The 19,294-nt window shown below is 73.3% G+C and carries 19 protein-coding genes and 1 pseudogene; 13 read left to right on the top strand and 7 right to left on the bottom strand.

Annotated features, from left to right (window positions below):
• Window positions 1-45: 45 nt before the first annotated feature.
• The 4 genes from RGQ06_RS08190 (at window position 46) to RGQ06_RS08175 (ending at window position 5,297) form a co-directional block, all read left to right on the top strand.
• Entirely contained in the window at window positions 46-1,242 is a 1,197-nt protein-coding gene (locus RGQ06_RS08190; RefSeq protein ID WP_432427058.1) for a sensor histidine kinase, read from the top strand.
• A complete protein-coding gene (locus tag RGQ06_RS08185) occupies window positions 1,239-1,904 on the top strand; it encodes a response regulator (RefSeq protein WP_432427059.1) in 666 nt (221 codons plus the stop codon). Before RGQ06_RS08190 ends, RGQ06_RS08185 begins: the two co-directional genes overlap by 4 nt.
• 83 nt (window positions 1,905-1,987) lie before the next feature.
• Window positions 1,988-2,755, top strand: a complete 768-nt coding sequence (locus RGQ06_RS08180; RefSeq protein WP_432427060.1) for an ABC transporter ATP-binding protein — start codon at window positions 1,988-1,990, stop codon at window positions 2,753-2,755.
• Window position 2,756: 1 nt separating this feature from the next.
• Window positions 2,757-5,297 carry an ABC transporter permease gene (locus tag RGQ06_RS08175; RefSeq protein WP_432427061.1) on the top strand — a complete coding sequence of 847 codons (2,541 nt, stop codon included), beginning with the start codon at window positions 2,757-2,759 and terminating at the stop codon, window positions 5,295-5,297.
• A 3-nt stretch (window positions 5,298-5,300) separates the two neighbouring features.
• Here the strand turns inward: RGQ06_RS08175 and RGQ06_RS08170 are convergent, their stop codons facing one another.
• Genes RGQ06_RS08170 through RGQ06_RS08160 form a run of 3 tightly spaced genes read right to left on the bottom strand, consistent with a single transcriptional unit; the run spans window position 5,301 to window position 7,211 of the window.
• Window positions 5,301-5,594 (bottom strand): acylphosphatase, encoded by a 294-nt coding sequence (locus tag RGQ06_RS08170; protein WP_432427062.1) that lies wholly within the window; start codon window positions 5,592-5,594, stop codon window positions 5,301-5,303.
• The gene (locus RGQ06_RS08165) at window positions 5,591-6,796 is read right to left on the bottom strand and encodes a Ca2+-dependent phosphoinositide-specific phospholipase C (protein ID WP_432427063.1); all 1,206 of its coding nucleotides are present in this window, start codon (window positions 6,794-6,796) and stop codon (window positions 5,591-5,593) included. Before RGQ06_RS08165 ends, RGQ06_RS08170 begins: the two co-directional genes overlap by 4 nt.
• The gene (locus RGQ06_RS08160; protein WP_432427064.1) at window positions 6,738-7,211 is read right to left on the bottom strand and encodes a pyridoxamine 5'-phosphate oxidase family protein; all 474 of its coding nucleotides are present in this window, start codon (window positions 7,209-7,211) and stop codon (window positions 6,738-6,740) included. The genes RGQ06_RS08165 and RGQ06_RS08160 overlap by 59 nt, the downstream gene beginning before the upstream one ends.
• A 257-nt stretch (window positions 7,212-7,468) precedes the next feature.
• Here RGQ06_RS08160 and RGQ06_RS08155 point away from each other — a divergent pair, with 257 nt between their 5' ends.
• Window positions 7,469-7,672 carry a hypothetical protein gene (locus RGQ06_RS08155; protein WP_432427065.1) on the top strand — a complete coding sequence of 68 codons (204 nt, stop codon included), beginning with the start codon at window positions 7,469-7,471 and terminating at the stop codon, window positions 7,670-7,672.
• 6 nt (window positions 7,673-7,678) lie between these two features.
• On the opposite strand, the gene RGQ06_RS08150 is transcribed toward RGQ06_RS08155, so the two are convergent.
• Window positions 7,679-8,584 carry a hypothetical protein gene (locus RGQ06_RS08150; protein WP_432427066.1) on the bottom strand — a complete coding sequence of 302 codons (906 nt, stop codon included), beginning with the start codon at window positions 8,582-8,584 and terminating at the stop codon, window positions 7,679-7,681.
• A 105-nt stretch (window positions 8,585-8,689) separates the two neighbouring features.
• Here RGQ06_RS08150 and RGQ06_RS08145 point away from each other — a divergent pair, with 105 nt between their 5' ends.
• The gene (locus tag RGQ06_RS08145) at window positions 8,690-9,772 is read left to right on the top strand and encodes a DUF2855 family protein (protein WP_432427067.1); all 1,083 of its coding nucleotides are present in this window, start codon (window positions 8,690-8,692) and stop codon (window positions 9,770-9,772) included.
• A gap of 13 nt (window positions 9,773-9,785) precedes the next feature.
• Here the strand turns inward: RGQ06_RS08145 and RGQ06_RS08140 are convergent, their stop codons facing one another.
• Window positions 9,786-10,982: an alpha/beta fold hydrolase gene (locus RGQ06_RS08140; protein WP_432427068.1), complete on the bottom strand. Its 1,197-nt coding sequence runs from the start codon at window positions 10,980-10,982 to the stop codon at window positions 9,786-9,788.
• A 102-nt stretch (window positions 10,983-11,084) separates the two neighbouring features.
• Between RGQ06_RS08140 and RGQ06_RS08135 the strand changes: the two genes are divergently transcribed.
• The 6 genes from RGQ06_RS08135 (at window position 11,085) to RGQ06_RS08110 (ending at window position 18,115) form a co-directional block, all read left to right on the top strand.
• Entirely contained in the window at window positions 11,085-12,353 is a 1,269-nt protein-coding gene (locus tag RGQ06_RS08135; RefSeq protein WP_432427069.1) for an NAD(P)/FAD-dependent oxidoreductase, read from the top strand.
• 45 nt (window positions 12,354-12,398) lie between these two features.
• Complete coding sequence (locus RGQ06_RS08130) at window positions 12,399-12,974, top strand: OsmC family protein (RefSeq protein WP_432427070.1); 576 nt, start codon at window positions 12,399-12,401, stop codon at window positions 12,972-12,974.
• A gap of 70 nt (window positions 12,975-13,044) precedes the next feature.
• A complete protein-coding gene (locus RGQ06_RS08125) occupies window positions 13,045-13,776 on the top strand; it encodes an AzlC family ABC transporter permease (protein ID WP_432427071.1) in 732 nt (243 codons plus the stop codon).
• Window positions 13,773-14,093 carry an AzlD domain-containing protein gene (locus RGQ06_RS08120; RefSeq protein WP_432427072.1) on the top strand — a complete coding sequence of 107 codons (321 nt, stop codon included), beginning with the start codon at window positions 13,773-13,775 and terminating at the stop codon, window positions 14,091-14,093. The genes RGQ06_RS08125 and RGQ06_RS08120 overlap by 4 nt, the downstream gene beginning before the upstream one ends.
• Before the next feature lie 8 nt (window positions 14,094-14,101).
• The gene (locus RGQ06_RS08115; RefSeq protein ID WP_432427073.1) at window positions 14,102-14,866 is read left to right on the top strand and encodes a PIG-L deacetylase family protein; all 765 of its coding nucleotides are present in this window, start codon (window positions 14,102-14,104) and stop codon (window positions 14,864-14,866) included.
• Window positions 14,867-14,959: 93 nt separating this feature from the next.
• Window positions 14,960-18,115, top strand: a complete 3,156-nt coding sequence (locus RGQ06_RS08110; protein WP_432427074.1) for an ATP-binding protein — start codon at window positions 14,960-14,962, stop codon at window positions 18,113-18,115.
• 9 nt (window positions 18,116-18,124) lie between these two features.
• On the opposite strand, the gene RGQ06_RS08105 is transcribed toward RGQ06_RS08110, so the two are convergent.
• Together RGQ06_RS08105 and RGQ06_RS08100 are read right to left on the bottom strand one after the other, a co-directional pair.
• A complete protein-coding gene (locus RGQ06_RS08105) occupies window positions 18,125-18,556 on the bottom strand; it encodes an ABC transporter permease (RefSeq protein WP_432427707.1) in 432 nt (143 codons plus the stop codon).
• A gap of 64 nt (window positions 18,557-18,620) precedes the next feature.
• Window positions 18,621-18,842: pseudogene (locus RGQ06_RS08100) on the bottom strand (ATP-binding cassette domain-containing protein); the annotation flags it as partial.
• 58 nt (window positions 18,843-18,900) lie between these two features.
• Here RGQ06_RS08100 and RGQ06_RS08095 point away from each other — a divergent pair.
• The gene (locus tag RGQ06_RS08095; RefSeq protein ID WP_432427075.1) at window positions 18,901-19,290 is read left to right on the top strand and encodes an Hsp20/alpha crystallin family protein; all 390 of its coding nucleotides are present in this window, start codon (window positions 18,901-18,903) and stop codon (window positions 19,288-19,290) included.
• Window positions 19,291-19,294: the final 4 nt, after the last annotated feature.

Raw genomic sequence — 19,294 nt, 5'->3', positions numbered from 1 at the left:
CCCCCGGCTGACGACCCGGCCGGCGACCGCCGGTACCGTTTCGTCGTGCTGAGACACCCCGTCCAGTGGCTTCGAGACCACCCCCAGGCGTGGGACGCGCTCCTCGCGCTCGCGCTCGGCGCGGTGAGCCTGGTCGGGCTGCTGACGATCGACCCCGAGATGACCTCGGAGTCGAACCGCGAGGTCGACGTCCTCGGCGTGGCGCTGGCCGTCACCATCTGGTGCGCCGTCGCGCTCCGGCGCCGGAACCCCGAGGCGGTCACGTGGGTCGTGACCGGGCTGATCGTGGCGTACTGGGTGCTCGACTACGTCGACTCCGGTGTGACCATCGCGATGCTGCTGATGCTCTACACCCTCGCCGCCCACGTCGACCGCCCCCGCTCCCTGCACGTGGGCCTGGTCGTCGGCCTCGCCCTCGTCGCCGTCATGGTGGTGGGCGTCGTGGTGGACGACGAGGACCTACCCGCGATCGCCGTGGTGGCCAACACCGTCATCTTCGCCACCGCCTGGACGATCGGCGACAGCGTGCGGAACCGGGGTGCCTACCTGGCCGAGGTCGAGGCGCGCGCCGAGCGGGCCGAGCGCGAGCAGGCCGCCGCCGCCGAGCTCGCCGTCCAGGAGGAGCGGGTCCGCATCGCCCGTGAGCTCCACGACGTCGTGGCCCACAGCGTGTCGGTCATGGTCGTGCAGGCCGGTGCCGGCCGCCGGGTGCTGGACCGCAACCCGGCGCAGGCCGCCGAAGCCCTCGCCGTCGTCGAGTCCACCGGGCGCAACGCGCTCGAGGAGCTGCGTCGCCTGCTCGGCGTGCTCCGCCACGAGCAGGGGGCGACGGCGATCGAGCCGCAGCCCACCGCCGGCGACCTCACCGCCCTCGTCGAGCAGTGGCGCGATGCCGGCATGGACGTCGAGCTCGACCTGGATGAGGAACCCAGCGAGCTCCCCGCCGGCATCGGCCTCACCGTGTACCGGATCGTGCAGGAGGCGCTGACCAACGTGATGAAGCACGCCGGCCCGGCCCGGGCCCACGTCGCCGTTCGCTACGACGACGCCGTCCACATCGAGGTGACCGACGACGGCCGGGGCAGCCCACCTCACGACGACGTGCCCTCGTCGGGCCAGGGCCTGATCGGGATGCGCGAGCGGGTCGAGCTGTTCGGCGGCACCCTCGTCATCGGCGCCCGTCCCGGCGGCGGCTTCCGGGTGCGGGCCACCATCCCCCTGAGCCGGTCGGCCGTGGCATGAGCGCGATCCGCGTCGTCGTCATCGACGACCAGGAGCTCCTGCGCACCGGCTTCCGCATGATCCTCGATGTGGAGGACGACATCGACGTGGTCGGCACGGCCGGCGACGGCGACGAAGCCGTGGACCTGTGCCGCAGCGCCGCGGCCGACGTGGCCCTGATGGACGTGCGCATGCCCCGCGTCGACGGCATCGAGGCGACCCGCCGCCTCCGGGCTGCGAGCATCGAGACCCGCGTGCTCGTGCTCACGACCTTCGACCTCGACGAGTACGTCTTCGACGCGCTCCGCGCCGGGGCCAGCGGCTTCCTGCTCAAGGACGCACCGCCCGACGACCTGGTGCACGCCGTCCGGGTCGTCGCATCGGGCGAGGCACTCCTCGCCCCGAGCGTGACCCGCCGGCTCATCGAGGAGTTCGGCCGGACCGCCCCTGCGCCCCGACCGGCGGACGACGAGCGCCTCGCCCGCCTGACCGAGCGGGAGCGGGAGGTGCTGGTGCTGATGGCCCGGGGGCTGTCCAACGGCGAGATCGCCGAGCAGCTGTACCTGGGCGAGGCCACCGTGAAGACCCACGTCGGGCGGGTCCTGATGAAGCTCGAGGTGCGCGACCGCGTCCAGGCGGTGGTCCACGCCTACGCCACCGGCGTGGTGGCCCCGGGCGCCTGACGCCCGGCATCAACCTGCAGGACGACGGCGGATCATCCGCCAGCCGGACGACGGGGCCGCGGCCCGTCCGTACCGTCCGCCTCATGAACGAACACGACGCAGCACCTGCGGGCATCGCCGCCCGCGCCATCGACGCCGTCAAGGTCTACGGCTCCGGCACCACCGAGGTCACCGCCCTGGACCACGTCGACGTCGAGCTGGAGGCCGGGCGCTTCACCGCCATCATGGGCCCCTCCGGCTCCGGCAAGTCCACCCTGATGCACTGCCTCGCCGGCCTCGACACGTTGACCTCCGGTCAGGTCATCGTCGACGGCACCGACCTGTCGACCCTGTCGGAGAAGCAGCTGACCGAGCTGCGCCGCGACCGCATCGGGTTCGTGTTCCAGGCGTTCAACCTGGTCCCGACCCTGACCGCCCGCGAGAACATCGTGCTCCCGACCCGCCTGGCCGGCCGCTCACCCGACGAAGCCCGTCTGGCCGAGGTCATCGCCGCCGTCGGCCTGGGCGACCGCCTCGACCACCGCCCGTCCGAGCTGTCCGGCGGCCAGCAGCAGCGCGTCGCCGTCGCCCGCGCCCTCGCGTCGGACCCGGCGATCGTGTTCGCCGACGAGCCGACCGGCAACCTCGACTCGGCCACCGGTGCCGAGATCCTGTCGTTCATGCGCAACGCCACGCGGGAGCTGGGCCAGACGATCGTCATGGTCACCCACGACCCCGCCTCCGCGGCGTACGCCAACCGGGTCCTGTTCCTGGCCGACGGCCGGATCGTCGACGACATGGCCGATCCGACCGCGGACCGGGTGCTGGACCGCATGAAGCGCTTCGGCGACGACCTGGCCGAGGCGCGCTGAGATGCTCCGCCTCAGCATCCGCCAGCTCCTGGCGCACAAGATCCGCTTCGTCATGACCAGCTTCGCGGTCGTGCTCGGCGTGAGCTTCGTGGTCGGCAGCCTCGTGGTGACCGACACGGTCCGGCGCAGCTTCGACACGCTCATGACCGAGATCAGCGCCGGCGTGGACCTCCAGGTCCGCTCCGGGGCCCCCTTCGACGAGCAGTCCTTCACCGGCAACCGCGAACCCATGCCCGCCGAGCTGCTCGACGTCGTCCGCGGCGTCGACGGCGTCGAGGTCGCCGAAGGTGGCGTGGGCGGCACCGCGCAGCCCATCGGCACCGACGGCGAGCCGGTCACCACCACGGGCGCGCCGCTCATCGGCACCTCGTGGAGCGGGACCGACCGACTGAACCCGGTCACCCTCAACCTCGGGGAGCGCCCCGACGAGCCCGGCGAGGTCGCCTTCGACCAGGGCACCTTCGAGGACCAGGGCTACGAGATCGGCGACACCGTCGAGATCCTGCTGCCCGGCGGGACGGAGACCTTCACCCTCGTCGGCACCGCCACCTTCGGCGAGAGCAACTCCCTCGCCGGCGCCGTGCTGACGATGTTCTCGACCGAGGAGGCCCAGCGGGTCTTCGACAGCGAGGGCCTCTACGACGAGATCTACATCGGCCTCGAACCCGGCGCGGACGCCGACGAGGTCCAGACGGCCATGGCCGGGGCCCTGCCCGACAGCGTCGAGGTCGTCACCGGCACCCAGGTCAGCGAGGAGGGGGCCGAGGCCTTCGGCGAGATCGCCGACATCTTCGGCAACGTGCTGCTCGGCTTCGCCGCCGTCGCCCTGTTCGTGTCGGCGTTCTACATCTACAACACGTTCTCGATCATCCTCGGCCAGCGCATCAAGGAGCTCGCCCTCCTGCGGGCCATCGGCGCATCCGCCGCCCAGATCCGCCGGACCGTGATCCTCGAGGCGCTGCTGGTCGGCACCCTCTCGTCGCTCATCGGCCTCGGCACCGGCGTGCTCACCGCCATGGGCCTGCGCGGGCTGCTGAACGCCGGCGGGTTCAGCCTCCCGCCCGGCGCCCTGGTGGTGCAGGCCTCCACGGTCATCACCGCGCTGGTCGTCGGCATCGGCGTCACGCTCGCCGCGTCGGTCATCCCGGCCCGGTCGGCGGCCAAGGTGTCCCCGATCACCGCGCTGCGGGACGGGGTCGAGTCCGGTGGCCGCTCCCGGCGCCTGCGCCTGACCATCGGCGCGGCGCTGACCGGCGTCGGCGCCGTGCTGGTGCTGATGGGCATGACCGTCACCGACGGCACCGCACCGACGCTGAGCGCGCTCGGGTTCGGCGCGGTCCTGGTCTTCCTCGGCATCGCCAACCTGTCACCGCTCGTCGCCGGCCCGGTCGCCCGCCTGCTCGGTGCGCCCATCGCCAAGCTGTTCGGCGAGCCGGGCGTGCTGGCCCGGGCCAACGCGGCCCGCAACCCGTACCGGACCGCGTCCACCGCCTCGGCGCTGGTCATCGGCCTGGCGCTGGTGACGATGGCGTCGGTGGTGGGCACGTCGGTGAAGGAGACCTTCGCCGCCAAGATCGACCAGTCGGTCATGGCCGACTACGTCATCAGCGAGACCTCCTTCGCCGGCTTCTCCCCCCGCCTGGCCGAGACCCTGGCGGAGACGCCGGAGCTGGACGCGGTGTCGGGCATCCGGTTCGGCCGCTTCCAGTTCGAGGGTGCCACCCGCGAGCTCGTGGCCGTGAACGCCGACGGCGGCGAGCTCGTCGACATCGACGTGCAGTCCGGCGGGACCCTGGCCGATCTCGGCGCCGACGGGATCTTCGTGCACGAGGACCCGGCCCGGGACCTCGGCCTCGAGCCCGGCGACGAGGTGGCGCTGGCCTTCAGTGCCACCGGGGAGCAGACGTTCACGGTGGTGGGCACCCACGCCGATGCCACCTTCGCCGGGAACTACGTGATCTCCACCGAGGCCCACGACGCCAACTTCACCGACGTCACCGACGGCGTCGTGATGGCCCGGGCCGCCGACGGGGTCACCCCGGAGGAGGCCCGCTCGGCGGTCGAGGCCGCGCTGGTCGAGTTCCCCCAGGCCGACATCGACGACCGCCAGGAGTTCCTCGACGCCCAGGAGGCCCAGATCGACCAGATCCTGGTGACCGTCAACGTGCTGCTGCTGCTGGCCGTGATCATCGCCGTGCTCGGCATCGCCAACACCCTGGCGCTGTCCGTGTTCGAACGCACCCGGGAGCTCGGCCTGCTCCGGGCGGTGGGCATGTCCCGCCGCCAGACCCGGCGCATGGTGCGCTGGGAGGCGGCGATCGTGTCACTGTTCGGCGCGGTCCTCGGCGTGGCCGTCGGCGTGCTGTTCGGCATCGCCGCCTCGTCGACCCTGCCCGACTCGTTCCTCGACCGGGTCGCCATCCCCACCGGCACGCTCATCGGCCTGCTGGTGCTGGCGGTGATCGCCGGCCTGCTGGCTGCCATCGCCCCGGCCCGCCGGGCGGCGAGGCTCGACGTGCTCCGGGCCATCACCACCGAGTAGCCGTCAGCGCACGGCGCGGAAGCCGGCCTCACCATCGCGAACGTCGACGGCGTCCTCCCGGACGCCGTCGACCCGCGCGTGGGACGGGCCGTGGTGCAGCCAGCCCACCAGCTCGGCGACGGCGTCCGCCGGCCCCTGCACCTCCAGGCGGACCGATCCGTCGTCGTGGTTGCGCACCCAGCCGGTGAGGCCGAGGCGCTCGGCCTGCTGCACGGTGTGGTAGCGGAACGACACGCCCTGCACCCGACCCGTCACGGTGACGGCACGGCGGACGACGGGCTGCTCGGACGGGCTCATCCGCCGGCGAGGTCGCAGCCCTCCGGGGCGTTGACCGGGTTGCACCGGGCCGAGCCGTCGCCGGGCAGGTCCACGACGAGGGTGTAGCCGAGGCTCTCGTCGGCCACGTAGTAGTCGGTGGACAGGTAGTGGGCGCCGCTCTCGAAGGCCGCGTCCCGGCGGGTGGTGTCGCCGGTGACCGCGTCGACGCCGGGCACGTCGGTGCGGGTGCGCACCAGGTAGCCGGCCTCGACCGCGGCGCGGATGCGGTCGGCCTCGGTGATCGGGTCGTCGATGCGCAGGAACGCCGCGTCGGGCCGACCCTCCTCCGACGACGTGAACAGCAGCCGGCTCTCCAGGTTGGCGGCGTCGCCGACGTAGACGTCCCGGGACGGACCGAGGTCCACGAGCGAGAACAGGACCTTGCCGGCGGCGTCGTCCAGCGTGGGCCAGGCGTCACCGGCGAGCACCGCCTCCTCCAGGGTGGCGGCGTCGCCCCGGACGTCGTCGGGCGTGATGATCGCGTCCCGGTCGAACACCGAGAGGATCTCGGCCTCCAGCGCGTCGAACAGCGCCCGATCGAAGGTGAGGACCTCGGTCCACGGGATGCCGAGGGCCGGGTCGAGGTCGTCGCCGAGCGCCTCGGGGATCGACTGCTGCTTGGTCTCGATCATGATCATCACGGGCTCGTGGTCGGGATCGGCCGATGACCACGCCTCGATCTCGGTGAGGCAGGCCACCAGCGTCAGGCACGTGCTGCGGAAGTCGACGTCGACCTGGTGCAGCACCTTGAAGCCCGGCTCGGCGAGCGCCGTCTCGCCGCTCTCGGTGGGTCGGCCGAGCACGGCCAGCGCCGGGCGGTCGGCGAAGCGTCCGCCCTCGGGGTCGGCGTAGACGTCGAGCTCGAACTGGCGGATCCCGTGCTCCTCGAGCTGCTCGGTGAGGGGCAGGTGCTCGTAGTCGAGCTCCAGGGCCATCTTCTCGCCGGCCACCGCGGCGATGCCGGCCCGCACATCGGGATCGGGACGCAGGTGGTAGCTGTTGTGCGAGCCGAGCACCTGGATCTCGTTCAGGCGGACCTCGTCCTCGGGTGCCTCGGTCGTCGTCGTGGTGTCGTCGGCGACATCACCGGATCCGGTGTCGTCGGGAGCCGCTGCGTCGTCGTCACCGCACGCGGCGACGAGCAGGGCGGCGGCGAGCAGGAGCACGAGGGGTCGACGCATCCCACCGGTGTACCCGAATCCGAACTGGCAGTTGTGGTGTTGCGGCTACGACGACGCCGGCCGGACCCCGTAGGTCGCCGACCATCGCCCGCAGGGGTGCTGCGACCTCCTCGAACCGCTCGTCCTCCGGACCGTGGAGGTGCAGGGCGCCGGTGAGCTTGCACCCCCGCTGGCGGAAGACGTCCACGACGCTGAAGCAGCCCTGCGGGTTGGCCCGGGCGTTGCGGGCCGAGCGGGGCGAGGCGATGTGGGCGATCACGACGCGATCGCCCTCGAGGTGGGCGAACACCTCCTTGGGCGACACGTTCGGCACGCCCTGCTCGTCGGCCGTCGCCAACCACCCGAGGACGGCGGCATCGAGCGCGGCGACGACGTCCGGGGTCAGGTGGGCGGCCACGACGCTCATCTTGGTCATCCGAAGTCCCACGTCGCAGCGACTTCTCGCCCACCTATGGTCCGGCGCCGTGGGGGACGATCGTTGGAACCACAACATCCACCTGCACCGCGTCGTGCTCGACGCGGTGCCGCCGCGAGCGCGGCGGGCCCTCGACGTCGGCTGCGGCGAGGGCATGCTCAGCCGCGACCTGCACGAGGAGATCCCCGAGGTGGTCGGACTCGACCTGGACGAGCCGAGCCTCGATCTGGCCCGCTCGCATCCGCCTGGGCTGGCAGGTGGCCGGCGCGGTCAGCACCCGCTGGCTGAAGCTGAGCCCGAAGCGGACCTACTGGGACCACTCCGCGCCGATCGTGTGGCCGCCGCCGGAGACCTACGACCGCATGCGCGCCATCGCCGAGCGGGTGCTGCCCGACGTGCGGTACCGGCGCCACGTCCTGTGGCGCTACTCCCTGGTCTGGACCAAGCCCGACATGCGATGACCGGGCTCAGATCCGGTCGGCGGGGTACCCGGCGTAGGACTCCTTGAACACCCCGGAGTGCAGCAGCACGTGGGCGACCAGGTCGCCGGACTCGGCATCGGTCACGTCGGTGCGGACCCACGACGACTCGGTGCGGCGGCTCTGCCCGAGGGCGACCACCTCGCGCTCCAGGACGTACTCCTGCCCCACGAAGATCGGGCCGGCGACCAGCTTCACCTCGAGATCCAGGAACAGCCCCACCGACGGCCCGCGCACCGGGAAGTCCGCGCCGACCTTCTGGGTGAGGACGCTGACCATCTCCATCGGCAGGATCGGCCGACCCCACGGGTTGCGCTCCGTCCGGTACCAGTCACTGGGCTCGGTGATGGCGTCCAGCTTCTGCTCGAGCGAGAAGGGGTACAGGTCGCCGTTCGGCGTCCCGAGGTCGACCGACGAGGTCACCGGACCGGAACGGTCGCCGACGGCCATCTGATCGACGATGAACAGCTCGCCCGGGTCGCCGAGCTGGGCCCGGCGCTCGTCGAGCGCGGTCGGGACGTCGGGGGCGGCGGTGATCGATCCGGCGAGCACCGGGCTGCCGTCGGCCTTCGCGGCCGAGATGTCGGCCCGCGTGGCGCTGGTGCGGGTGGCGCGCGCCGTGACGCCCTCGCCTTCCACGACCATCGTGCGGAAGTGCGCACTGATGCACCCGCGCTCGAACCATGCGTCGCCCCACAGCAGGTGGGCGAGCGGGTCGAACTGGGAGAAGTGGGTCGGACCCTCGATCGGTGCGCCGGACAGCCCGAGCGAGTCGGCGGTCGACTCGTCGTGCAGGCTCGCGTGCCCGCCGTAGGTCTGCTCGGCGAGCATCTGCCGCGGTGCCCGCTCGGGCCCCTCGACGGTGACGGGTGCGTCGAATGGTTCCTGCTGCATCGGGGCCACCTCCGTCGGCCGGCGCACTTCGCCGCCGCGACGACGTGTCTAGACGACCGGGTTGCCGCCCGAGCGGGTGGATGCCGGCGGTCGTAGGGTCCGCCCATGGACCTCGAGGTGAAGCGCGACGACCTGCACGAGACCCGCGTGGTCGACTCCCCGCCGGCACCCCTGGAGCCTGGTGAGGCCCGGCTCGCCGTCCGGCGCTTCGGCTTCAGCGCCAACAACGTGACGTACGCCGTGTTCGGCGACCTCATGGGCTACTGGACCTTCTTCCCGGCCGCACCCGACGGCGAGGGCTGGGGCCGCATCCCGGTGTGGGGCTTCGCCGAGGTGGTGGAGGCCAACGGGTCCGGCCTCGACGACGGCGAGCTCGTCTACGGCTACCTGCCGATGGGCACCGAGCTGGTCGTCACGCCCACACGGGTCAGCGAGCACGGCTTCACCGACGCGTCCGCCCACCGTGCTGCGCTGCCGCCCGCCTACAACGGCTACACCCGCTGCGCCACCGACCCGGTGTACGACCCTGCCACCGAGCCCCTGCAGATGCTGCTGCGGCCGCTGTTCATGACCGACTTCGTGCTCGACGACTGGCTGGCCGACAACGGCTTCTTCGGCGCCGGCGACGGCACCGTGGTGCTGTCGAGCGCCTCGTCCAAGACCTCGTTCGGGCTCGCCCACCTGCTGGCCCGTCGCACCGACCGGCCCGAGGTGGTCGGCCTCACGTCCGCCGGAAACGTCGACTTCGTCGAGGGCCTCGGCGTCTACGACCGGGTGGTCACCTACGACGACGTCGACTCCCTCCCCGCCGACGGGCCCTCGGTCTACGTCGACATGGCCGGCGACGCCGGCGTGCGAACGGCGGTCCACGAGCAGATGGGCGGGCTCGCGGCGAGCGTGCAGGTCGGCGGCACCCACTGGGAGCAGGTGGGCGGCGGCGGCGACCTCCCCGGTCCGAAGCCGGCGCTGTTCTTCGCACCCGACCAGATCGTGAAGCGCCGTGAGGACTGGGGGCCCGGCGGGGTCGAGTCCCGCTTCGCCGACGCCTGGGCCGAGTTCCTGCCGGTGGTCCAGGACTGGATCGAGGTCGTCGAGCGCCAGGGCCCCGACGCCGTCGCCGACACCTACCTCGAGGTCCTCGACGGCCGAGCCGATCCGGCCGTGGCGTTCGTCCTGTCGATGGACTGAGCGCGTCGCGCCCTCACGGATGCGTGAACCGGTCGAGGTGGTGGAGGAAGTCCTGCCACGCCGGCTCCGACTCCACGAGGATGTGGTTCCTGCTGTCCAGCGTGACCAGCTCTGCGCCGGGGATCAGGGCGGCGAGGGCTCGGCCTTCCTCGTACGGCGTCGCGAGGTCGCCCCGGCTGTGGAAGACGAGGGTGGGCACGGTCACCTGCTCGGCGAGCTCGGCGAAGTCGTGGTCGTAGAACGCCACCTCCAGCTGGATGGCGTTGGCGGCGTCGGCGGTCTGCACCTGGAGGTCGTTGAACCAGCGCATCTGCTCTGACGATGCGTCCGGCATGAACGTCGTCGTGAAGACCGACCGGAACGCGGGGTTCGCGCCGCCCCACCCCTCGCGCATCAGCGTGCGGAACATCTCGGCGCGCTGGCGCGTCGCCTCGTCGCGGCGGTGCATCCCCCGCACGTAGGCGCCGTACAGGATCAGGTGCGAGACCCGCTCCGGGTGGCGCACGGCGAAGGCCATGGCGGGCGCGGCGCCCTGCGAGATCCCCAGCAGCGCGAAGCGGTCGAGGCCGCTCGCATCCACGACGGCGGCGAGGTCGTCCACCCACACGTCCAGGTCGGTGAGGTCGGAGCCCGACAGGTCGCGGTCGGACAGCCCGCAGCCACGGGCGTCGTAGCGGATGTACTCGAACCGCGCGGCCAGGGCATCGTTCCAGTGCCGCCACACGGGGCTGCGCCAGTCGAGCTCCACGTGGGTGAGCCAGTTGGCCGCCTTCACCAGGGGCGCTCCCCGCCCGACGGTGGCCACCGCGAGCTGCAGGCCGTCGGGGGCGCGGGCGAACCGGACGGACTGCTGCAGGTCCTCGTCCGGCACGGGGTCCGCCTCCTCCGGTACCGACTCGAGCTCGACGACGACCGGCGCCACGAACTGCAGCCCGCGGCCATGGACGGTGCGGATGCAGCGCTGCGACCGTCCGTCGTCACCGATGGCCGCACGGGCTGCGGCCACCCGCGACGCGAGCGCGCTGTCGGACACGAACCGGTCACCCCACACCGCGTCGAGGAGCTCGGTGCGGGGCACGAGCCGATCCCGGTTTCGGACGAGATACGTCAGCACCTCGAACACCTGCGGTTCGACGGGCACCACCTCGCCGTGGACCTTCAGCTCGAAGGTCGCGGCATCGATGACCGCGTCCTCGAATCGGTAGCGCACCCCAACAGTGTGCAGCCACCGGTCGGACCGTGGAGGACTTCTCCAGGAGTTCTGCAGATGTCCTCCAAGCCTCCCCTCCGCCGATCCCGGATCGTCTGCTCCATGGAACAGATCGACCAGCAGCCGGGCGGGGAAGCCCGGGGAAGCGCCGGGGAAGCCGGTCACCGGATGGTGGGCGACATGAGCCCCACCACCTCACACCACGACGTGGTCGTCGTCGGCAGCCGCTGCGCCGGCGCCTCGACGGCCATGCTGCTCGCCCAGCAGGGCGTCGACGTCGTCACCATCGACCGCTCCCGGTTCCCGAGCGACACCCTCTCCACCCACTCCCTCGCCCGGGGCGCCGTGGTCCAGCTCCACCGGTGGGGCATCCTCGACGAGGTCCTGGCCAGCGGCGCCCCCGCCATCCGGGAGGTGTCGTTCCACATCGGCGACACCGTCATCCGAAAGGACATCAAGGCCGCCGCCGGCGTCGACCACCTGGTGGCGCCCCGCCGCCACATCCTCGACGACATCCTCCTGCGGGCGGCCGAGCAGGCCGGTGCCCGGGTCCGCACCGGCGTCACCGTCACCGACGTGACCCGGGCCGCCACCGGGCGGGTCGACGGCGTCGTCGGACGAGGCGCCGACGGCGAGCCCGTCGAGCTGCACGCCCGGTTCGTGGTGGGTGCCGACGGGCTGCGGTCCCGCATCGCCCGTGCCGTCGACGCCCCGGTGACCGACCAGCGCCACGCCAACGGGGCCTGCCACTACACCTACGTCGCCGACCTGGACTTCCAGGGCACCGAGTTCCACCTCAGCGACGGCGGCTTCGTCGGCCTGTTCCCCACGCACTGCGGCGAGGCCAACGTGTGGGTGTCCACCCCGGTCGACCGGGCCGAGGGACTGCGGGGCGGCGTCGACCGCAACCGGGCCTTCCGGGACCTGGTCGCCGAGATCAGCCCCGCCTTCGCCGACCGCCTCGCCGCCGCTCGCCAGACCGCCCCCGTCCGTGGCTTCTCGGCCATGCCGAACCTGCTGCGCCAGCCGGTCGGCGACGGGTGGGCGCTGGTCGGCGACGCCTCCTACTTCCGCGACGCCATCACCGGCCACGGCATGACCGATGCCTTCCGCGACGCCGAGCACCTGGCCCGCACCATCGGTGCCGTCCTCGCCGGTGACGTCGACGAGGCCGATGCCATGGCCCGCTACCACGCCCGCCGCGACGAGATGGTCTCGGACCTGTTCGAGATCACCTGCGCCCTGGCTCTGTTCCCGGCCCCCGACCGCTTCTCCGAGCTCCAGAAGCAGCTGAGCCGCTGCATCGAGGCCGAGGCCGAGTCCCTCGCCGCCCTTCCACCGATCCGACCCGTCGGCGCCTTCGCCGCCTGACCTCCCACCAACCAACCAACCCAGAACAACACAAGGAGCAATCCCATGAGCATCACCGAGAGCAACACCCGTCCGGCCCGCAACGGCGTCGACACCCCGACCCTGTTCGCCACCCTCGACGCCGTCAAGCAGGCGCCGGCCGCGGCGAAGTTCCAGTTCCGGGCCCACAACGAGTGGCAGTCCGGCACGCACAGCCGCAGCACCATCGAGGACTTCTTCGGGGTGGGCGAGGAGCGCAGCCACGAGCGCACGTTCGTGTTCGAGGCCGACCACCCCGCGGTCCTCGTCGGCAACGACAACGGGCCCACGCCGGTGGAGTTCCTCCTCCACGGCCTCGCCAGCTGCCTCACCGCGGGCCTGGCCAACATCGCCGCCGCCCGCGGCGTGACCCTGCACGAGGTCCGTTCGACCGTCTCGGGCGACATCGACCTGAACGGCATCCTCGGGCTCGACCCCGAGGTCCGCAACGGCTACCAGCAGATCACCGTCGACATGGTCGTCGAGGGTGACGCCTCGCCCGAGGTGCTGGCCTCCCTGGTGGAGCAGTCCAAGCAGCGCTCCGCCGTCTACGACGTGATCACCAGCTCGGTGCCCGTCGCCATCAACGTCACCACCGGGTGACAACCCGCCGCCGTGGCCGGTCCGGACCTCCCCGGGCCGGCCACGCAGGCACGCGCCGAGGAGCCCTCCGATGACCGTCACCGCACCCACCGCCACCGACCGCGACACCACGACTGCCAGCTTCCGAGGGGGCCCCGATCTCCTCGCCGGCGCACGGGCGATGCTGCCCTGGCTCGTCGGCGTGGTGCCCTTCGGCCTCATGGTCGGCATCACCGTGGGCTCGAGCTCCATCGACCACGGCGCCGGCCTCGCCACCGGGGTCACGATCTACGCCGGCAGCGCCCAGCTCGCGGCCATCAGCCTGCTCGAGCAGGGTGCGGCCCCCGCCGTGGCCGTCGCCACGGTGCTCGCCATCAACGCGCGCTTGGTCTTCTACAGCGCATCCATGGCGCCCCGCTGGCAGGGCACGAGCGCATGGTTCCGCGCCAGCGCCTCCTACCTGCTCATCGATCCGTCCTACGCCGTGGGCGCCGCCGGCTACGACCGGCACCCCGGCTGTCGGGGGAACCGCCACTACATCGGCGCCGCGCTCGTGCTGTGGGCCGCCTGGCAGCTGTCCATCATCGCCGGCTACCTCGCCGGCGCCGGCGTACCCGAGGCCCTCCACCTCGAGCACGCCATCCCGCTGTTCCTCCTGGCCGAGCTCGGCCACTCCGTGCGGGGCCGGCCGGCCCTCACCGCCGCAGCCGTGGGCGCCCTCGTGGCCGTCGTCGGCTCGGGGCTCCCGCTCCACGCCGGACCGCTGCTCGGCATCGCAGCCGGCATCGGTGCGGCGGGCCTGGTCGAGGGGAGCCGGCCATGACCGCCTGGACCGTCATCCTCCTCGCCGGCCTCGGCTCGTACCTGTTCCGGGTCAGCATCGTCTTCGCCATCGATCGCCTGCACGCACCCGCCGGGATGGAGCGGATGGCCGGCTTCGTCGTGCCCGCCGCGTTCGCCGGGCTGGCCGCCGCCGCCCTGATCGAGCCGTTGGCTGCCAGGGGCGGGGACGGCCTCGCCGTCGGCTCCGCCGGCATCGTCACCCTCGCCCTGGCCAGCCGGGGCCGGCCGCCGGCCGCGGCCTTCGCCGGCGGCCTCCTCACCCTCTGGGCCGTCAGCGCCCTCCTCGCCATCAACTAGGAGCTCCGATGACCACCCTCCGCATCACCCACCACCTCGATGCCCGCACCCTCGGCACCGTGCTCGGCGTGTGGGCCCACCCGGACGACGAGGCCTACCTCTCCGCCGGGCTCATGGCGCTCGCCCGGGACGCCGGGAACCACGTCACGTGCGTGACGGCGACCCTCGGGGAGCACGGCACGGACGACCCCGGCACCTGGCCGCCGGTGCGCCTGGCCCGCACCCGCCGCATGGAGATCGCGGCGTCGATGGCGATCCTCGGTGTCACCGACCACCGCATCCTCGGCTACGAGGACGGCACCCTCCCCCAGCAGGAGCTCGAGCCGGCGGTCGGCGCCATCGCCGCGGTGATCGAGGAGGTGCGTCCCGACACCATCGTCACCTTCGGCCCCGACGGCATGACCGGCCACCCCGACCACCAGACCGTGTCGGCGTGGACCACGGCAGCCTGGGCCCGCACCGGCCGCGGTCGCCTCCTCCACGCCACCACCACCGACACCTTCGCCGAGGAGCACGCCGCGCTGCACGAGGAGATCCCGGTCTTCGGCCCGGGGCTCCCCTTGCGGACGCCACCGGAGGAGGTCGCGCTCGCCGTCGACCTCGACGACGAGCTGCTCGATCGCAAGCTCGCCGCCCTCCGCGCCCAGGCCACCCAGGTCGGGCCCGTGCTGGCGCTGATGGGCGAGCGGGCGTTCCGGTGCTGGTGGCGCACGGAGGCCTTCCGGGATGCGGACACCGCCCGGGTCGCGCCGCTGCCGGCAGCGGTCTCCTGACACCGGACGCGATCTCCTGGCACGGAAACGGCAGAAAGCGCTGCATCCCGCCGAGGCGCGGGGGTACCGTATCGGCGGCACAGGGAGCAGCTCGTGAGGACGACGCGCATCACCGTGCTGGGGACCTTCGCAGTGGAGCGCGACGGCGTCGTCGCGCCCGGAGACGGCTGGCGCCGCCGGCAGGCGGCATCGCTCGTGAAGCTGCTGGCCCTGGCACCGGGCCGGCGCCTCCACCGCGAGCAGGTGATCGACGCGCTCTGGCCCGACCACACCCCCGACGCGGTGGCACCGAAGCTGCACAAGGCCACGTACTACGCCCGCCGGGCGCTGGGCGACAACGACGCCCTCGTCACGGTCGGCGACGTGCTCACGCTGCTGCCCCACGACGACGTCGTCGTCGATGCCGTGGCATTCGAGGAGGCCGCCGTCGTCGCGCTCCGCCGCGACGACCAGCTCGAGATGGCCGCGGCCCTCGACGCACACCCGGGCGAGCTGCTGCCGGACGACCCCTACGAGGAGTGGCTCCTCGCGCCTCGGGAGCGGCTGGCGGCGCTGCGCGCCGACCTGCTGCGACGGCTCGGACGGTGGGAGCACCTCATCGCCGTCGACCCCACCGACGAGGCCGCCCACCTGGCGCTCATCCGGTCGCTGCGGGAGCGGGGCGACGTGCACGGGGCGATGCGCCAGTACGAGCGGCTCGAGCGGGCGCTGTCCACCGAGCTCGGGTGCACCCCGGGGCCGGAGGCGTCCGCGCTGCGCGACCAGCTCCTCGAGCTGGGCTCGGTGACCGCGGGTGCGCCGGCGGACCGCGCCCTCGAGCTCGTGGGGCGGGAGGGTGCGCTCGCCTCGCTGGTCGCGCTGCTGGAGGACGCCGAGCAGGGCCGGGGCCGCACCGCCTTCGTGCGCGGGCCCGTCGGCGCCGGCAAGACCGCGCTGCTCGACGCCGTGGCCCGCCACGCCGGCGAGCGCGGGTGCCTGGTCGGGCGGGGTGCGGCGGCGCGGGTCGAGGGATCGTGGCCGTACGCGCCGGTGCTCGAGGCGCTGGGCGAGCTGTGCCGGGCCGACCGCTCCCTGCTCGACGACCTCGATCCCGCCTACCGCGCCGAGCTGGACCGGGCGCTGCTCGGCTCCGAGCTGCACTGGTCGGGGGAGGGTGGCCACCAGCGCCTGTTCGTGGCGGCCGCCGAGCTGCTCCGCCTGGCCGGTCGCGAGCAGTGCGTGGTGCTCGTGCTCGACGACCTCCACGATGCGGACGAGGCCAGCACCCGCCTGCTCCACTACCTCGCACGCGGGCTGACGGACGAGCCGGTGCTGCTCGTGCTCGCGGCCCGGGAGGGGGCCGCAGCGGGCCCGCTGCTGTCGGTGCAGTCCAGCCTCGTCGGACGTGGTGCCGCGACCGACGTCCAGCTCGACCGGCTCGACGAGGAGCGGGCCCGCCAGCTCGTCTCCACCGCCGCTCCCGGCCTGGACGACGAGGCCGCCGCCCGCGTCATCGCCGTCGCCGACGGCTCCCCGTTCGCGCTCGTCGAGCTGGCCCGCCAGGCGGCCGCCGGCGCGGCGCCGGTCGACTCGGTGGGCGAGGCGATCCTGCGCGCCCTCGACCCCGACGACGAGCAGGTGCTCGAGCGAGCCGCCCTGCTCGGGTCGTCGTTCGACACCGACGAGTTCGTCGCCGTCACCGACCTGCCCGACGACGAGGCGTTCACCCACCTCGACCGGGCGCTCGCCGCCCGGATCCTCGAGCACACCGGCGCGCGCTACCGGTTCCGGCACAGCCTCGTGCGCGAGGCCCTGCTCGCCGGCCTGCCGCCGCACCGGCGGCTGGAGATCCACCGCCTCACCGCCGAGCGGCTCGCCGACCTCGGCGCGTCGCCGGCCCGGGTCGGCCACCACCTCCTCGAGGGCGGCGACCACGAGGCGGCGGTGCCCCACCTCCTCGCCGCCGCTGACCGGGCGGCCGCCGTCGGCGCGTACCGCGACGCCTACGCGCTCGTCGGGCGCATCCAGGACCACGCCGGCGGGGAGCACCGGGCCCAGGCCCTGGCCCTGCGCGCCGACCTGCTCTTCGCCCTGGGCGACCCCACCGCCCCGGCCGCATACCGCCAGGCGCTGCCACTCGCCTCCGGTGACCAGGCCCGGTTGCTGCGCGCCCGCCTCGCCCGGGCCGCCACGGTCGCCGGCGACATCGACACCGCCGTCGCCGCCATCGACGGGCTCGTCCCCGACGGCGGCCCGACCGACCCCGACGTGCTCCTCGCCCGGGCCAACGTCGCCTACTTCGCCGGCGACCACGCCGGGGCCTGGGACCTCACGCAGCAGGCGCGCACCCGCATCCTGAGCGGCGACCAGACCTGGCAGGTGCTGGACCTGATCGCGCTCGAGGGCCTGCTCGCCCACCACCGGGGCGAGTGGTTCGACCGCATGCGCACCGAGCTGGTCCGGACCGTGCAGGACCCCGAGATCGCCCTCGCCATCTTCGACAGCTACCTGTGCCCGGCCGAGTACCTGCTCTACGGGCCCACCCCGTACGAGGACGTGCTGCAGCTCGCCGAGCGGCTCCACGCCACCGCGCTTCGCTCCGGCGCCCTGCGGGCCGTGGCGTTCGCCTCCGCGCTGGCCGGCGAGGCCGCGCTGCTCGCCGGCGACCTGTCCCGGGCCCGCCGCGAGCTCGAGGAGTCGATGGCGCTGCACCGGGAGATCGGTGCCCGGTCGGGGGAGGCCCACAGCCTGCAGCGCCTGGCCGAGGTCGAGCTGGCCGAGGGGAACCGGGCCGCGGCCCGGACCCTGCTGCAGCGGGCGCTGCCCCTCGCCCGGTGGAGCACGATCTCGCTCCACCTCCTCCAGCGCATCTACGGGACGATGATGCTGGCGGCGGACGGTCCCGACGCGGCCCTGGCCGTCATCGAGCGAGCCGAGGCGACGCTCGGCACCGAGGACCTGTGCCCGTTCTGCGCGGTGATGCTGGCCGTGCCGGCCGCCACGGCCAGCGCGCAGGCGGGTGACCTGGACCGGGCCGACCTCTACCTCGCCATCGCCGAGCAGTCGGGTGCGCTCTGGGAGGGCACCTCCTGGCGAGCCGCGATCGTGGAGGCCCGGGCCCACCGCGCTGCGGCAGCCGGCGATCAGGAGGAGGCGGTGGCGCTCATGTCCGAGGCCCGGGACCTCTTCGAGGTCGCCGGTCAGCCGCTCGACACCGCCCGGTGCGAGCACGCGCCGGACGCGTCCGGCGCAGCCGTCCCGCTCGGGTGAGGTCGACGCCTACGCCGACCGGCGCCGGACGCTGACGTGGGCCAGGGCGCCGAGCACCACGGTGACGCCGGCGAAGAGCACCGCCGGGAAGCACAGCATCGGCAGGGCCAGGGCGGCTTGCGCTGTCGTCGTCACCGCCGCTGACGCGGCCAGGCCGAGGCAGAGGGCGGCACCGGCGTTGAGCGCCATGGTGACCTGCAGGGCGACGTGTTCGCCCAGGCTCAGGTCCGGGATCCGGTCGGTGAGGTGCAGGGCGGCGACCATGGCCGCGTCCACCACCAGCAGCACCGGTCCGAGGACCGCGACCTTGGCGAGCAGGTAGGCGCCGACGCGCACGCCGGCGTGGCGCTCCCGGCGCAGGACCGCCACCTCCGTGCACACCTGGAGCAGCCCGAACGTGAGCCCGAAGAAGAACCCGGCGAAGGCCAGCCAGTAGGCGATCTGGGTCGCCGCCGTGGGATCGGCGCCGGGGGCGAACGACCCGGTCGACCGCGGCGTCGATCGACACCGACCCGGACCGGGCGGGCGCCATCCCGGCCAGCGCGGCGCGCAGGGTCGTCTTGCCGGCCCCGCTCGGGCCGATCACGGCCGTGACCGAGCCGGGGTCGATCGAGACGTCCACGCCGTCGAGGGCGACGGTCCCGTTCCGGTGGACGGTGGTGAGCCCGCGGGCGACGATCCGGGCGCCGGCGGGTGGGGCATCGAGCAGTGCGGTGGCGTCGTGCATGTCGGCATCGTCGAGGAGCCACCTTCCCCGGCCCTTCCCCGCGGCGTACGGTCGACCCATGACCCGCCCCGATCACCACGAGGTCGTGGACGCGACCGTCGCCACCGAGGACACCATGACGCCCCAGCGGGTGCCGGTGCGGATGTACGAGGCGCCCGAGGCGCTCGTCGTCGTCGCGCCGATGTGCGCGGTGCAGCGCAGCGACGTCCACATCGAGAAGCGCGGCACGCACCTGCGGTTCTGGGCCCACCTGCGCAGCGCCGCGCCGCGCGAGTATCTGCTCGACGAGTGGGACTTCGGTGGCTACGAGCGCGAGCTGGAGGTGCCCGAGGGCTACGGCGCCGGCATCGAGGCCACCCTCACCAACGGCCAGCTCGTGATCCGCATGCTGAAGGGGGCCGACGTGGGCGAGATGCGGGCCCAGCCCGAGGGCGCCGAGATCAGCTGACCGG

This window comes from Salinilacustrithrix flava (assembly GCF_041228405.1).
Taxonomy (GTDB): Bacteria; Actinomycetota; Acidimicrobiia; order Acidimicrobiales; family Salinilacustritrichaceae; genus Salinilacustrithrix; species Salinilacustrithrix flava.
The sequence above is the reverse complement of the archived record's forward strand: the minus strand, read 5'-3'. Positions and strand labels throughout refer to the sequence as shown.